We start from the raw sequence: 14,535 nt of genomic DNA, 5'->3' as shown, positions 1-14,535 counted from the left end.
GGTTTTCTGCCCCCTGATATCCCGCGTCAGCGAACACAAACTCTTCCTTGCCATGGAGCAGATTCCCCACCTGATTGAGGTCGTGCTCGTTGGCTGACGTGGTCTCCAGACTGTGGGTGAGGCCACTCTTGGCATCAACGCCGATATGAGCCTTCATGCCGAAATACCACTGATTGCCTTTCTTGGTCTGATGCATCTCGGGGTCACGCTCTCCCCGCTTGTTTTTGGTGGAGTTGGGGGCTTCGATGATAGTGGCATCGACCAGCGTGCCTTGCTTCATCATGATGCCAGCGTCACAGAGCCACTGGTTGATGGCCTCGAATAGTTGGCGTGCCAGTTGGTGCTGCTCCAGCAGATGCCGGAAATTCATGATGGTAGTGCGGTCAGGGATAGCCTGGTCCAGGGAGAGTTTGGCAAACAGACGCATTGAGGCAATTTCGTAGAGTGCGTCCTCCATGGCGCCGTCGCTGAGGTTGTACCACTGCTGCATACAGTGAATGCGGAGCATGGTATCGAGTGGGTAGGGACGACGCCCGTTACCAGCTTTGGGATAGACGGGTTCGATGACCCCCAGCATCCTTGGCCATGGGAGCACAGCCTCCATGCGAGCCAAGAATATCTCTTTACGGGTTTTACGGCGTTTGCCATTGAACTCGCAGTCCGCGAAGGTGAGCTGGTGACTCATGCTGAACCTCATCCCTGATGCCAAGTGGGGTTCATGATCTCACATCAAGGACTTGTTCGCACTTTCCCTAGATGACTCCGTCATCACCCTCGTTCGCCACCACGACCTGATCCCCGGTGGCCAGCAGAGCCAGGATCTGCTGGAAGACATGTCGCTGACCCTCTCCACCTACTACCTGACCTACACGGACCGCACCAGCGAAGCCTGCATCAGCGGTGACTTTGCCGGGCTCTGCACCCCGATCCGGGTGGAGGACGTGCTGCCGTTCGAGCACACCTGCTCGCCGACCCTGCGCCTGCGGGCCCAGGATCTGACCATGGCTCAGGCCGAAGGGATCTGCCGTGAACTGGGCGCCGAAGAGCAGCAGTTCCATCAGCAGATGGAAACCGGCTGGCAGCCGGTGGCGGACGATCACAACGAGGCACTGGAGCTGGTGATCTTCGACTCCTCCGCCGACTGGAAACGCTACGGCAGCGCCCTGTTTGGCGGCGTCTCCACCGACAACGGCGGCATCTACCTCGAAGGAGATCCGGCTCGCCCCGGCAACCAGGCCCGCTTCTTCGCCTACGAGGCGGAGTGGAAGCGTCCTACGTTCCAGGTGTGGAACCTGCGCCACGAGTACGTGCACTACCTGGACGGACGCTTCAATCAGTACGGCAGCTTCGGCCACTACCCGCTCAACCGCACCACCTGGTGGTCGGAAGGGCTGGCGGAATTCATCGCCCACGGCCAGTGCTTCGCCCGCGGTCTGGACAACGTCGCCGGCCGCCCGGCAGGGGATCGCCCGGCCCTGGCCGACATCCTGCACCTGGATTACGACAAGGGCGGCGAGATGGTCTACTCCTGGTCCTACACTGTGCATCGCTTTCTGAACGAGACCGGACGCGGCGCCAGCTGGCTGGCCATGGCCCAGGCCCTGCGCAACCCGGATCAGCAGCAGGCGATGAGCGCCTTCGAAGCCGAGCTGGACCAGCTGATTGCCAATGACAGCGAGGCCTACCAGCAGTGGCTCGGCCGCGAGCTGCTGCCCTGGTGGGAGGCCAACAAGGACTCCGACGAGTGCAAGGCCAACGACTCTTCCCACTGAGACGCTGGCATCAATACCCAAGGGCGGCCATGGCCGCCCTTTTTATTGAAGGATGATAAGCGGGGCAGGATCAATCAGTTAGCCACTCCTGTCATGCGACAACCTCTGCCCGAGTGACGCCATCGGTGGTCATCAAGCCTGACGCGCGGCGGCAACTTGTAATAGAATGACCCCCTGTCATCTCTTACTTCAGACCCGAACCGCACCGCGCATGAAGAAGTTTGCCAAGATCCTGCTCGCCTGCCTCTGCCTGTTGCTGGCCTCTGCCGCCGCCCTGCTTGGCTACAGCGAGTGGACCGTCTCGGACGCCCGTCACTACACCTATGACGACGTCAACGCGGTGCCCTACAACCGGGTCGCCCTGGTGCTCGGCACCTCCAAATACCTGATTGGCGGCAGCCCGAACCACTACTTCAAATACCGGATCAAGGCCGCCGCCGAGCTCTACAACAACGGCAAGGTGGACTACATCCTGGTCTCCGGCGACAACGCCACCGTGCAGTACAACGAACCGCGCCAGATGCGGCGGGCCCTGATCCAGGCCGGCATTCCGGCCAGCGCCATCTATAGCGACTATGCCGGTTTTCGGACTCTGGACTCCATCGTCCGGGCCAAGGAGGTGTTCGGCCAGGCCCACTTCACCGTAGTCTCGCAGGCCTTTCACAACGAGCGCGCCATCTTCATCGCCCGCCATTTCGGCATCGAGGCGGTCGGCTTCAACGCCGTGGATCCCAGCGCCTATCAGGGCATCAAGACCCGGGTACGCGAGGTATTCGCCCGCCTGATGGGGCTGCTCGACCTCTACGTGCTGGACAAGGGGCCCAAGTTCCTCGGCGAGCCCATCGTCATCGGCGGCCCGGTTCCCTGCCAGGCGTTGAGCACCATAGGGGCAAGTCAGCCCTGCCTGCCCATCAAGCCACCCTCTCATCAGCCGAAGGCCAAGCCGGCAGCGGTGGTGAGTGCAGCAACTGCCACCAGTGCGGCGCCCGCAACCAGCGGTGCCTTGGCCACCAGCGCCGCCGTGCCGAGCGAGGCAACGCCCGTGGATCACCCGGCTGCCGCCAGCGCGGCTACGCCAACCAGCAGCACGCTGACCCCTCAATAAAAGAGACCCGCCATCAGGCGGGTCTCTTTTATTGGGCTTGGTATTTCCAGCGATCAGCCCAGCGCAGCCACGTAACGCCGCGCCACCTCGCTCCAGTCGATCACCTTGTAAAACGCGGCTATGTAGTCGGGACGCTTGTTCTGGTACTTGAGGTAGTAGGCGTGCTCCCACACATCCAGCCCCAAAATGGGCACCAGCCCATCCTGCAGGGGACTGTCCTGGTTGGCGCTGCTCACTACCTGCAGCTTGCCGCTGCCATCGACCACCAGCCAGGCCCAGCCGCTGCCAAAGCGGCTCAGCGCCGCCTGGGTAAAGGCCTGTTTGAAAGCTTCCACTCCACCCAGATCCCGCTCGATCGCCGCAGCCAGCTCGCCGGCCGGCTCACCGCCCCCCTGCGGACTCATCACCCGCCAGAACAGGCTGTGGTTGGCGTGACCGCCACCGTGATTGCGCACCGCCCCCTGCACTTTGGCAGGCAGGCTGTCGAAGCGGGCAAGCAGCTCCTCCACCGGCAACGCCGCCAGTTCGGGGTGATCGGCCAGCGCCGCATTGAGGTTGTTGATGTAGGTCTGGTGATGGCGACTGTGGTGGATCTCCATGGTCAGCGCGTCGATATGGGGTTCCAGTGCATCGTAGGCATAGGCAAGGGCAGGCAGGGTATGGCTCATGGTCACCTCTGTTTATTGTGATTAATGCAGTTGCGGGGCTGGCTCGGTCTGGCACAGACACTGGCCAAGGCAGCGGCGGATGCCGTCGTGGCTGCCGTGCTTGCGCACGAAGGCGAGCAATTCGGTATGGGTGCTGCGGGTGTGGCGCAGGGCGGCATCCCGCAGGGCTGCAGAGCTGGTGGGGGACTGGCTGGTAGCGAGCAGGCAGTCGTGGATGTGACACAGCAGGTCGGCGGCCCTATCCGGCAGCGCCATCGCCACCAGCAGATCCGCCAGGTTGTGGTGGGCCACCACCAGAGCGGCCACCGCCTCGTCCACATCGTGCCAGTCGGCAAACTGCTGGCGGGCCAGCCACAGCGCCTGTTGATAGCAGGAGAGCGCCTTGGCGTGCTCACCGGCATCGAAATGGCGGTTGCCGCTCATGGTCTGCACCTTCCAGTGCACCATGCTGCTGTCGCTCTCCCCCGTTCCTACCCAACCTCTTACCCAGCTTGCCGACATAGGCTCCAACACCACAAATGATAATAATTATTATTTAACTTATGTCAGGGGCGAACACAAGGGATAGTTGTGCCGGCACCGCCAACAGCCCTGCCCATATGGGTAGGGCTTTTTTGAATCTGTCTATTTGGTGATCATTTGCACAGATGCAAACGTCCCGTTCCGCCATGCTGGTCGGTATCGGCATGATGCCGGTGGCTGCTGTTGCGGCAGTCTCTCTTCACAAGGATGAACAAGATGAAAAAATGGCTATTGGTGCTGTTGTGCGCCCTGCCCATGCTGGGCCAGGCGGCAGGTTATACCCAGACCCGCTATCCCATAGTGCTGGTACACGGTCTGTTCGGCTTCGACAAGCTGCTCGGGGTCGACTACTTCTACGGCATCCCCCAGGCGCTGACCCGGGACGGCGCCAAAGTTTACGTGGCCCAGGTCTCCGCCACCCAGAGCTCGGAACTGCGCGGTGAGCAGCTGCTCAAGCAGGTGCTCGCCATCACCGGGGCTGAGAAGGTGAACCTCATCGGCCACTCCCATGGTGGCCCCACCATTCGCTACGTTGCCTCGGTCGCTCCCGAGCTGGTCGCCTCCGCCACCAGCGTGGGCGGGGTCAACTACGGCTCGGAGATCGCCGATCTGGTGCGCGCCAACGTGGCGCCAGGCTCGGTGGCCGAGAAGCTGGCGGTGGCCGCCGCCTCGGCCCTGTCCGGGGTCATCTCGCTGCTCTCCGGGGGCAGCCAGCTGCCGCAGGATCCCCTCGCCGCCCTCGAAGCCCTCACCAGCGCCGGCGCCCAGCGCTTCAACCAGCGCTATCCGGAAGGGCTGCCCAGCCAGTATTGCGGCGAAGGGCCCATGCAGGCTGCCAACGGGGTCTACTACTTCTCCTGGAGCGGGCGCGGCACCATGACCAACATCCTGGATCCGGTGGATCCGGCGCTGGCGCTGACCGGCAGCTTCTTCAAGGAGCCCAACGACGGCCTGGTCGGAGTGTGCAGCAGCCACCTCGGCAAGGTGATCGGCACCGACTACCGGATGAACCATCTGGACGAGGTGAACCAGTCGTTCGGTATTCGCCACCTGTTCGAGACCGACCCGGTCGGACTCTATCGCCAGCACGCCAACCGCCTGCAGAGACTGGGGCTATGAACAAGGCCTGGTTGATGGCCGCTCCGCTGGGAGCGGCCCTGCTGCTGCTGGGGGGTTGGCAGCTGTGGCCCGCCCCGAGCCCCGACTCGGCTGCCCCCTTGGCGCAAGAGGCCGAGCCGGCCTCCCCCCTGGCCCGGCAGACCGCCTCCTCGTCCGATGAGCACTCGCTGCAGGCTCGCTATGAAGCCTTTCTTGCCGCCGAAAGCAGCCTGACGGTGCCGACCGATCCGGGCCTGGCCAGCCTGCAGGTGCTGTTCGACGAGCGCGAGCAGTTGCGCCAGCAGAGCTTCACCCCGGCCGAGCAGGAGCAGCTGTTTGCCGAGGATCGGCTGATGGAGCAGTGGACTCTGCGCCGCAAGGCGCTGGCGGAGGCCAGCGATGCCGACAAGCCGCTGTTGGCGAGCGAGCTCGAGCTCTGGCTGGCGGAGCAGCCCCAGTGGTTTCGGGAGGCGGAGGCCAACAGCCGCCTGCTCGGCGATCTGCAGAGTCTGGAGCGGCTGCCCGCGGCCGAGCGCGACGCCGTGCTGCGCGAGCAGCTGGGGCCGGAGGCGGCGGACCGGTTGCACCAGCTGGCGGAGAGTCAGCAGGGGTTCGAGCAGCAGCTGGCCGGCTATCTGGCCGAACTCAAGCCTCTACCCGCCGAGCGGCGGGCCGAACAGCAGCCGGAGATCCTGGCGCGCTGGTTCGAGCCCGGCCAGTGGCGACGGGTGGAAGCCCTCACCCGGCTCAGGCTGGGTGAGTAACCGCCACAATAACCAAAATAAACAAGGGGCCCATATCTGGGCCCCCTTGCTTGATACTGCCGCGCTTACAGCGGCTTGTTGGCGCCCGGCAGCGGCTGCCAGGTGAGGCGGGTCACCTGGGATCCCTGCACCTCGCACTTGAGGCTCAGGTCCTGCCACCCCTTGTCACGGCGCAGGGAGACTTCCCCCTCGATGCCCTCGGCACGGCTCTTGAGCTTGGCCGGCTCGAAGGTCACCTTGTCGCCCCCGGCCAGCGCCATCAGCTTGCCGTTACAGAGCCAGTGGGCCAGCTCCGCCCCCTTGAGCTTGACGCCCCCCTTGGCCGCCTTCTGTTCGGCGGCGCTCGGCGCAAACAGCTGGCCCAGCTCGGCCGCCCGTTTGGTGAGCCAGGCTTCTCGCTGCTGCATGCTCATCTTGCTGACGAACTCGGCGGGCTGTCCCTTCTCGTCCAGCCACCGGGTCAGCTTGCCGCCGTCGTCAAAGGCAAACTGGGCGGCGGGCTCCTTCACCCCGAACAACTTGCCGCCCTTGAAGTAGTAACGGCTCTCCCCTTCCTGCTTGCCCTGCTCGTTCATGATGGGCACGGCGATGATGACGGGAGCGCCATCCACCCAGGCCTTGATGTCTATGCCGTCGTGGCTGAACAGACGGGTATCGAGGGCGCTCTCGGCCCCCTTTTCCATCAGGGAGAACTGTTCGGCGAGGGAGGCCGCCATCGAAGGCAGGGAGCAGAGCCCCAGGCCGAGGCTCAGGGCGATCACGGTATTGCGCATAAGTGTCCTGTGATTGGCCTAAGGGCCAAGGTTAGCTTTCTATCAGCCAGGCCCGCAGCTCCTCCCGGTGGCGATCGCCCAGGGGGATGGACTGGCGGGACTGGTAGTCAAAATGGATCAGGGTGGTTTCGGCGGTCACCGCCAGCTCGCCCTCCTGCCAGGCCTCCTGCCAGAGCGTGAAGGAGCTGGAGCCGATGCGGCGTACCCCGGTTTTGATCAATACCTGCTGGCCGTAGAACAGCTCCCGTTTGAACTGCACCGTGTAGCCCGCGATGATCAGATGCCAGTTGTGCACATCCAGCTCGGGGGAGAAGATGCGAAACAGCGGGTCGCGGGCCGATTCAAACCAGACCGCCGGCACCGTGTTGTTGATGTGGCCGAGGGCATCTGTCTCTTGAAAACGGGGTTGGATCTGCATTTCCAGCATGGATATCGACTCCTTGTCGTTGGACCGCGCTCAGGCTAACGCGGCCCGCCTCTGGACTCAAGCTCCCCCGTCGTATCGCCGGCGCCGACGGCCAGCTCCGGGCGCAGCCAGGCGCTGCGAAAATCGAACCAGCCGAGCGCCGTCATCCGCACCCCGTGCACCCCGACCCGGCTCTCCAGCTCCAGCCAGTGGTGAAACAGCGGCACGAACCAGCCCTGCCGCTGCACGCTGGCCAGCAGCGCCCGCGGCCCCGGCTCCTCGCCGCTGGCACGCCACTGTGTCAGCCCCTGCCACAGGCCATGCTGGCCGCCCCACACCTTGCGCAGCAGCGGGGTCCCCTGCAGCCAGGCGTAGGGGGCGAAGGCGTGTTCGTGCTCCAGGTTGAGGGTGCCAAGCCAGAGATCCACGTCCTCGTCCGCCCCGCTCACCCAGCGGCCGTAATCCAGGGTGCGTACCTCGAGTGCGATGCCCTGCTCGGCCAGCAGGCTGCTCATGGCGTTGGCACACTCGTTGAACTCCAGGTGCTGGTTGAAGCAGGCCAGCACCAGCTGGCGCGGCCGCCCGGCTGGCGCCGGCAACGGGACCGGCTGCGCCTCGCGCCAGTGGGGCAAGAGACCCAGCGCGCTGGTCCAGCCCCGCTGCAGCTCGGGGGCGACCCGCGCCATCAGGGCGATGGGGTTGAGCAGGCCGGCCAGCCACTGGCGCAGGGCGGGATCCTGCAGGGCACCGGAGCGCTCATCCTGCAGCAGGAAGTAGCAGCCCGATTCGAGCTCGGACTCGCCACGCATGGTGCCGAGCTCCGGGCTGTCACGCCCCAGCTGCAGGTGGCTCTCCAGCCGCTCCGCCAACTCTGGCAGCATCCAGATGTCGATCTCGTCGAGCAGGGCGCGCAGACCGAAGTAGTCGTCGAATGCCTCCAGGCACAGGTGCATGGGATCGTTGGCGGTCACCCGATAGGGGCCGGTGCCCGCCGGCTGCAGGGCAAAGCCCGCCTCCCCCTTGAGCTCGCGCGGCAGGATGACGGCCACCGGCTCCGCCAGCAGGTGGGGCAGCAGGGGATCCGGGCTGTCGAGGTGCAGATCTAGGGTGCGCGGCCAGGGGCTCTCCAGCCGTGCCAGATGGGCGAACAGCGGACGATCCCGCATGCTCTGCAGGCTCTCCGTCACGTCCTCCACCACCAGCTCGCGGCCGTGGTGAAAGCGCACCGCCGGCCTCAGGTAGAAGCGCCAGTGGCAGGGGCCAAGGCACTCCCAGTGGTGGGCGAGATCCCCCTCGATTTCCCCATTTTCCTCATTTCGCCGGGTCAGGCCGTTGAAGATCTGGCGGCTAAGGTGGATTTCGGAGCGGCGCAGCGGGCCGGTAGGCAGCAGCTGGGGCAAGGGCCGGTAGTAGGGCACCCGCAGGATCTGGCGCCCTGCCCGGGTGGCCTGGCCGAGCTGTTCGATCAGCAGCGGGGTGAGCAGATCGAGGCGATCTTCCGCCAGCCGCACCGCCTGCGCCAGCTGGCCCTGGCTCAGCAGCTCCCGCAGTCGGCGCCGGGTCAGGCTCTCCTGGTTGTCCAGCAGGGTGAGGCGGGAGCGCCGCCCCCGTCCGGCCTCGGCAGACCAGCCGAGCCAGCCCTGCTCCTGCATGCGGCGCAGCAGCAGGCGGGCGTTGCGCGGGGTGCAGCAGAGCAGATCCGCCACCTCGGCGAGGCTGATTTCCCGCTCGTCGCAGCCGAGCTGCTGGGCGAGCCGTTGGAATTGCTGGTAGAGGCGGCTGGTGGGCATAAAAGAGGAAATCCTTGTGCTGTAAGTCATCAGTTTTTACTTCCGTATTTTAGCTCAATACTGCTGGCGAACGTGAGAACCACAGCACAGGAGCCCCATCATGAGCCACGCCACCCCCATCAAGCCGAACCGGATCCAGCAGATCCTGCGCCGTTACTTCAAGCGGATCCTGCCCCGCCCGCTGCCGCTGATCGAGGATCCCATGAGCCAGCTCAACCGTCTGATGCAGTGGGACATGCACCAGATCGACGACAAGGAGTATCGCCGCCGCCTCTGAGCCGGCCTCCCTCACGCCCCGACGAGATTGCTTTGCCGGATCTGATGGTTTACATCGGCCAAGGGCCTGATAGATTGGACGTCTATCCATCTATGACTGCTATCCAGCAACATCCAACAAGGAGTGTGTGATGAAAGATGCGACCCTGGCCCTGCACCACGGCTTTGCCAACGACCCCACCACCAAGGCCGTTGCCGTGCCCATCTACCAGACGGTGGCCTACGAGTTCGAGAGCGCCCAGCACGGGGCGGATCTGTTCAATCTGGCGGTGCCTGGCAACATCTACACCCGCATCATGAACCCCACCAACGATGTGCTGGAGCAGCGGATGGCCGCGCTGGAGGGCGGGATTGCCGCGCTGGTGGTCTCGGCCGGTTCCGCCGCCATCACCTACGCCATCCAGGCGCTGACCGCCGCCGGCGACAACATCGTCTCCACACCCCAGCTCTATGGCGGCACCTACACCCTGTTCGCCCACATGCTGCCGAGCTTCGGAGTCGAGGTGCGCTTCTATGATGCGCTCAAGATCTTCAAGCGGCTGGTCAATATCGGTGACGCCAAGTCGCTGGCCTGCCACCCCGCCTCCACCACCCATCGCCAGCTGAGCGAAGAGGAGCAGGCCAAGGCCGGGGTGAAACCTGAGATGATCCGGCTGTCGGTAGGGATCGAGGCCATCGAGGACATACTGGCGGATCTGGATCAGGCGCTGGAGGCCTGAGTCAGGCGTTGAACGAGCGGGCATCAGCCCGCTTTTTTTTTAGCTGCAGCAGTGAACCCGTCGCCGCGCCGCTGCGTACTACCGCTTCTTGTCACTGCGTCGAGGTATCCATGATAGTCCTGCACCACCTGAACAAATCCCGCTCCCAGCGCATCATCTGGCTGCTCGAAGAGCTGGGCCTGCCCTATGAGATCAAGGCCTACCAGCGCGATGCCGCCACTTTTCTGGCACCGCCCGAGCTCAAGGCCGTCCACCCCCTCGGCAAGTCGCCGGTCATCGAGTTTGATGGCCGGGTACTGGCAGAATCCGGCGCCATCACCGAATACCTGATCGCCCGCCACGCCCCGGATCGGCTGGCGCCGGCCGCTGACAGCCCGGACTATGCCGAGTACCTGCAGTGGCTCCACTTCGCCGAGAGCTCGGGCATTCTGCCGCTGCTGCTCGACATGTTCGTGCGCAAGGACGGCAGCCCGATGCGCTTCCTGCCGGACTACGCCAAAGCCGAGTGCGCCAAGGTGCTGGGTTATCTCAACGAGGTGCTGGCAAGCCGCCGCTATCTGGTGGCCGATCGCCTCACCGGCGCCGACATCCTGAACTCCTTCCTGGTGGATCTGCTGGCCCAGAGCGGCCAGCTGGCTCAGTTCCCGCACCTGCAGGCTTACTGGCAGCGGCTCAACACTCATCCGGCCCGCCAGAAGGCGGCGGCGCTGGAGCGAGAGCTGGACCGCAGCGCCGAATAAGCGCCCGGCGCCACCATGCAAAACGCCCCGATGATCGGGGCGTTTTCTTTTCCGTTGACCAGCCGGTGATCAGAGAGCGTGGGAGAGGATCCGCGCCACCATGGTTGCCAGGATGACTTACAGCGCGTGGGAGAGGATCCTGGCGACCTTGTCCGGATCTATGTCCTGCTGCTCCCCGAGGGCGGTCAGGCCGAACAGCTTGAGGTTGGAGCAGATCCCCGGGATGCAGCGCGCATCCAGGCCATAGTCGGCGAGACGGGTGCCCACCCCCATCTGCTGGAAGAACTGCTCGGTGCGGATGATCGCCTCCTCGATGCGCAACGCCTTGTCCTCGCGGCTGGAGTGCCACACCCGCTCGGCGAACTGGGCCAGCTTCTCCTGCTTCTGGGCCGCTTGCTCCCGCAGCAGGGAGGGCAACACCACCGCCAGGCTCTGGGCATGATCCAGTCCGTGCAGGGCGGTGAGCTGGTGACCGATGGCGTGGGTGGACCAGTCCTGAGGCACGCCGCGACCGATGAGGCCGTTGAGGGCCAGGCTGGCCGCCCACATCAGGTTGGCGCGCACCTGGTAGTTGGTGGGCTCCGCCAGCGCCCGCGGGCCGTTGTCCACCAGCACCTGCAGCAGGCCTTCCGCCAACCGGTCCTGCACCTCGCCCCCCATCGGGAAGGTGAGGTACTGCTCGAGGATGTGGACGAAGGCATCCACCACCCCGTTGCCCACCTGGCGCGGCGGCAGGCTGTAGGTGGTGGTGGGATCCAGCACCGCAAACACCGGCTGCACCAGCGGGTTCATGAAGGAGAGCTTCGCCTCCCCCCGGCTCACCACGGCGGCCGGGTTGCTCTCCGAACCGGTGGCCGGCAGGGTCAGCACGCAGCCGAGCGGCAGCGCCGCCTTGATGGGGGCCTTGTGCAGCAGGATCTCCCAGGGATCGTCCCCCTCGAAGCGGGCCGCGGCGGCCACAAACTTGCTGCCGTCCACCACTGAGCCGCCACCCACCGCCAGCAGGAAGTCGATGCGCTCGCGCTTGACCAGATCCACCGCCTCCATCAGCTGGTCGTACTGGGGATTGGCGCCGATGCCGGGAAATTCCAGCCACTCCCGGCCTGCCAGCGCCTGGGTCAGCTGGTCATAGACCCCGTTCTGCTTGATGCTGCCGCCGCCGTAGAGCACCAGCAGGCGGCTGCCGGCCGGGATCAGTTCGGGCAGTTTGGCGATCTGGCCTTCACCGAAACAGACGCGGGTGGGGTTGGCATATTGGAAGTTGTACACGGCAGAGCCCTCGGTTGAATGCATGCAGAGGGATTGTGCGCCTGTGGCCCCCACAGGTCAAAGAACGCGGGCACGCCCTCAGATTGCACCGCGGATGCGGGTTGCCGGCAGGGCAGATCATTCACTGTGGTCAGCGGGGGCAAGGGCTTGCCCCCACTGACCATGGATTGCCGTTCGAGTCATTCCGCCACTCAGGCGCTCTTGCTCTCTTCCTTGCTGCTCTTCTTGCCGGTGAGGCGGTCCATGGCATCCTGCAGCATGGCATCCCGCTGTTCGTTCAACGGCTTGCTCTGCTCCGCCCGCTCCTCGGCGCTCAGCTGCTTGTTGTCGGCAATCGCCTTGAGCTTCTCTTCTATCTCGTTGAACTGCTTGCGATCAAAGCCGAGCGCCTTGTCCACCAGCTGCTGCAGCACGCCCCCCTTGTCGGAGCTCATGTCGAGCGCCGGCGGCAACTTGCTGTTCTTGGCCAGGTGTTCATAGGTCAGCGCCTGCTGGGCCTGGCCGGTTATCCGCTGGGAGGAGAGGTTGACCAGATCTTCCCAGCCGCCGCCCCCCTGACCGCTGTCGGCGCTGCTGAGGGTGGCGAGGGCGCGGTTGTTGGAGGCGCTCTGGGCAAGCTGCTGGCTGTAGGGTTTGATATCCATGGGGGCTCCAGTCTGCATGCCAAACCGGCATGACGAGGTCGCTGATTCGATGGTATGAGGCGCCTGGCCCCATCATTGGCAATAAAACCAGCAAGTTGCAGGCCAACTTGTCAGGCTGGTCGAGATCCCCACCGTGGCAGGCCTGCAGTCGGTCACCGCCCAGATGACGGCGTCAGAATCATGACTCATCCGCTGCTTTTATCCCGATTTTCGACACATACAGCTACCTCAAAAACTCCGTGCCACATAAACAGCAGGAACGCCTTGCCGATCACAAAACAAACAACCAGCGAGGCATACAATTTTGGCGCACCATCGGGCAAGCAAGCAGCGTTATGGATGATATGTTTGCGAAATCAACCAGATGCAGACCTGTCTACCGTCGGATCCCCGACCCAGTCCGGTCACTCCCGGCCGCTTCTCCCGCCCCCTGACGCGCATCCACCGCAACCTTTCGGGCATAACTATGAAAAAACACACCTTGAGTCTTCTCTCCGCCACCCTGCTCACCCTGCTTGGCACCAGTGCCGACGCCTGTACCGGCCTCATCGTCGGCAAGGGCGCCAGTGCCGATGGCAGCGTGATGATCGCCAGAAACGAGGATTTTGGCGTCAACAACTGGAACAAGTACCTGGCCTTCCGGCCCGCGCAGCAAAACGAGGGCAAGACCTGGAAACTGGGCAACGGGCTGGAAGTGCCCATGCCCAAAGCCTTCTTGGCCTACTCCGCCATCCGTGACTGGGATGCCGCCGGCAGCGACCCGGACGGCAAGTATTACGAGGAGCGCGGCATCAACGAGGCCAACGTCGCCATCTCGGCCACCACCAGCGCCGAGGTCAACGACAAGGCCCAGAAGGCCGATCCGCTGATCGAGAAGGGGGTCATCGAGGCCATCATCCCGACCCTGATCCTGCCGCAGGCCAGGACGGCCAAAGAGGGGGTCGAGCTGCTCGGCCGCTATGTGGAGCAATATGGCGCCGGTGAGGGCAACAGCCTCTATCTGGCGGATGTGAACGAGGCCTGGCTGATGGAGATCGGCTCCGGCCACCACTGGATCGCGGTGCGGGTGCCGGACGACAGCTACGCCATGGTGGCCAACGGCCTGCGCATCCATGGCGTCAATCTCGACGGCGCCGACGTGCTGCACTCGCCCAGACTGCTGGAGTTCGTGCGCGAACATAAACTGCTGGATAACGCCGACCCGAAAGAGTTCAACTTCGCCAAGGCATTCGGGGTGATTGCCGACCCCTACAACGTGGACCGGGAGTGGCTCGGCCAGCAGATGCTGACGGCCTCTCACCAGCAGCCAACCCGGCAGGCGCAGTACCCGCTGTTCATGAAGCCGGACGCCCCCATCGCCGTGCCGGACGTGGCCAGGCTGCTGAGCGCCACCTATGACGGCACACCGCTGGCGGGCAAGGCAGAGCGGCCGATCCGCATCGATCGCCAGCTCGAATCCCACGTCATCCAGCTGCGCAAGGAGATGCCCAAAGAGCTGCAGGGGCTTATCTGGCAGAGCTACGGCGTGCTGGCCGAATCCGTGATGGTGCCGCTCTACAACACCCTGGAGTCCTATCCCCTGCCCTACCGCACCGGCAGCGATAGCTACTCCGATGATTCCGCCTACTGGCAGTTCCGCAGCCTGACCGCGCTGGCCAGCGCCGATCCGGACAAATACCTGCCGCTGCTGCGCGGCGTCTGGAGCAAGGAGAGCAGCAAGCTCTACAAGGAGGTGGCCCTGCTCGACCAGAGCCTGAAGCAGGCCTATGCCGGCGACAAGGCCACCGCCATCGGGCTGGCATCCGACTACTCCTATGGCCAGCTGGAGAAGAGCTATCAGATGGCCAGGGAACTGCGCTACAAGCTGATGACGGATCTCACCAAACGCACCGAGCAGAAGTATTCGCCGGAGGAGTTCAAGAAGATCATGAGCCTGTAAACAGGCCCCAAAACAGAGAGGCTCCCAGGGGAGCCTCTCTTATTTCATCC

The 14,535-nt window shown here is 64.3% G+C and carries 15 protein-coding genes and 1 pseudogene; 8 read left to right on the top strand and 8 right to left on the bottom strand.

The annotated features are described in order from the left end of the window. A partial coding sequence (locus CAK78_RS12730; protein ID WP_141214115.1) for an IS5 family transposase occupies positions 1 to 685 on the bottom strand: 685 nt, incomplete at its 3' end. A 67-nt stretch (positions 686 to 752) separates the two neighbouring features. On the opposite strand from CAK78_RS12730, the pseudogene CAK78_RS12725 reads away from it, so the two are divergent. Beyond that, positions 753 to 1,772: pseudogene (locus CAK78_RS12725) on the top strand (collagenase); the annotation flags it as partial. A gap of 166 nt (positions 1,773 to 1,938) precedes the next feature. Further along, entirely contained in the window at positions 1,939 to 2,877 is a 939-nt protein-coding gene (locus tag CAK78_RS12720; RefSeq protein ID WP_094697509.1) for a SanA/YdcF family protein, read from the top strand. A 53-nt stretch (positions 2,878 to 2,930) separates the two neighbouring features. Here the strand turns inward: CAK78_RS12720 and CAK78_RS12715 are convergent, their stop codons facing one another. Together CAK78_RS12715 and CAK78_RS12710 are read right to left on the bottom strand one after the other, a co-directional pair. Beyond that, positions 2,931 to 3,545, bottom strand: a complete 615-nt coding sequence (locus CAK78_RS12715) for a superoxide dismutase (RefSeq protein ID WP_094697508.1) — start codon at positions 3,543 to 3,545, stop codon at positions 2,931 to 2,933. A 21-nt stretch (positions 3,546 to 3,566) separates the two neighbouring features. After that, positions 3,567 to 3,992, bottom strand: coding sequence for a hypothetical protein (locus tag CAK78_RS12710; protein ID WP_024942132.1), 426 nt, complete (start codon positions 3,990 to 3,992; stop codon positions 3,567 to 3,569). A gap of 291 nt (positions 3,993 to 4,283) precedes the next feature. Here CAK78_RS12710 and CAK78_RS12705 point away from each other — a divergent pair, with 291 nt between their 5' ends. Together CAK78_RS12705 and CAK78_RS12700 are read left to right on the top strand one after the other, a co-directional pair. Next, on the top strand, positions 4,284 to 5,186 hold the full coding sequence (locus CAK78_RS12705) for a lipase family alpha/beta hydrolase (RefSeq protein WP_094697507.1): 903 nt from the start codon (positions 4,284 to 4,286) through the stop codon (positions 5,184 to 5,186). Continuing rightward, entirely contained in the window at positions 5,183 to 5,929 is a 747-nt protein-coding gene (locus tag CAK78_RS12700; protein ID WP_094697506.1) for a lipase secretion chaperone, read from the top strand. The genes CAK78_RS12705 and CAK78_RS12700 overlap by 4 nt, the downstream gene beginning before the upstream one ends. A gap of 65 nt (positions 5,930 to 5,994) precedes the next feature. Here CAK78_RS12700 and CAK78_RS12695 read toward each other — a convergent pair whose 3' ends face one another. From CAK78_RS12695 to sgrR, 3 genes are read right to left on the bottom strand one after another with little or no spacing between them, the layout of a single operon-like run. Further along, on the bottom strand, positions 5,995 to 6,702 hold the full coding sequence (locus CAK78_RS12695; protein ID WP_094697505.1) for a hypothetical protein: 708 nt from the start codon (positions 6,700 to 6,702) through the stop codon (positions 5,995 to 5,997). Between the two features lie 31 nt (positions 6,703 to 6,733). After that, a complete protein-coding gene (locus tag CAK78_RS12690; RefSeq protein WP_005308329.1) occupies positions 6,734 to 7,129 on the bottom strand; it encodes an acyl-CoA thioesterase in 396 nt (131 codons plus the stop codon). Positions 7,130 to 7,164: 35 nt separating this feature from the next. Then, positions 7,165 to 8,898: an HTH-type transcriptional regulator SgrR gene (sgrR, locus tag CAK78_RS12685; RefSeq protein WP_176452778.1), complete on the bottom strand. Its 1,734-nt coding sequence runs from the start codon at positions 8,896 to 8,898 to the stop codon at positions 7,165 to 7,167. Between the two features lie 100 nt (positions 8,899 to 8,998). On the opposite strand from sgrR, the gene CAK78_RS12680 reads away from it, so the two are divergent. The 3 genes from CAK78_RS12680 (at position 8,999) to CAK78_RS12670 (ending at position 10,633) form a co-directional block, all read left to right on the top strand. Beyond that, positions 8,999 to 9,175 carry a hypothetical protein gene (locus tag CAK78_RS12680; protein ID WP_005308325.1) on the top strand — a complete coding sequence of 59 codons (177 nt, stop codon included), beginning with the start codon at positions 8,999 to 9,001 and terminating at the stop codon, positions 9,173 to 9,175. 130 nt (positions 9,176 to 9,305) lie between these two features. Then, entirely contained in the window at positions 9,306 to 9,893 is a 588-nt protein-coding gene (locus CAK78_RS12675) for a PLP-dependent transferase (RefSeq protein WP_094697503.1), read from the top strand. A gap of 110 nt (positions 9,894 to 10,003) precedes the next feature. Beyond that, positions 10,004 to 10,633: a glutathione S-transferase family protein gene (locus tag CAK78_RS12670; RefSeq protein WP_162518696.1), complete on the top strand. Its 630-nt coding sequence runs from the start codon at positions 10,004 to 10,006 to the stop codon at positions 10,631 to 10,633. Positions 10,634 to 10,750: 117 nt separating this feature from the next. On the opposite strand, the gene CAK78_RS12665 is transcribed toward CAK78_RS12670, so the two are convergent. Then, positions 10,751 to 11,926 carry an iron-containing alcohol dehydrogenase gene (locus tag CAK78_RS12665; RefSeq protein ID WP_094697502.1) on the bottom strand — a complete coding sequence of 392 codons (1,176 nt, stop codon included), beginning with the start codon at positions 11,924 to 11,926 and terminating at the stop codon, positions 10,751 to 10,753. A 167-nt stretch (positions 11,927 to 12,093) separates the two neighbouring features. Beyond that, positions 12,094 to 12,546 (bottom strand): hypothetical protein, encoded by a 453-nt coding sequence (locus CAK78_RS12660; RefSeq protein WP_005308316.1) that lies wholly within the window; start codon positions 12,544 to 12,546, stop codon positions 12,094 to 12,096. 466 nt (positions 12,547 to 13,012) lie between these two features. Here CAK78_RS12660 and CAK78_RS12655 point away from each other — a divergent pair, with 466 nt between their 5' ends. After that, positions 13,013 to 14,485, top strand: coding sequence for a C69 family dipeptidase (locus CAK78_RS12655; protein ID WP_141214185.1), 1,473 nt, complete (start codon positions 13,013 to 13,015; stop codon positions 14,483 to 14,485). Positions 14,486 to 14,535: the final 50 nt, after the last annotated feature.

It is taken from the genome of Aeromonas sp. A35_P (assembly GCF_002259925.1).
Taxonomy (GTDB): domain Bacteria; phylum Pseudomonadota; class Gammaproteobacteria; order Enterobacterales; family Aeromonadaceae; genus Aeromonas; species Aeromonas dhakensis.
The sequence above is the reverse complement of the archived record's forward strand: the minus strand, read 5'-3'. Positions and strand labels throughout refer to the sequence as shown.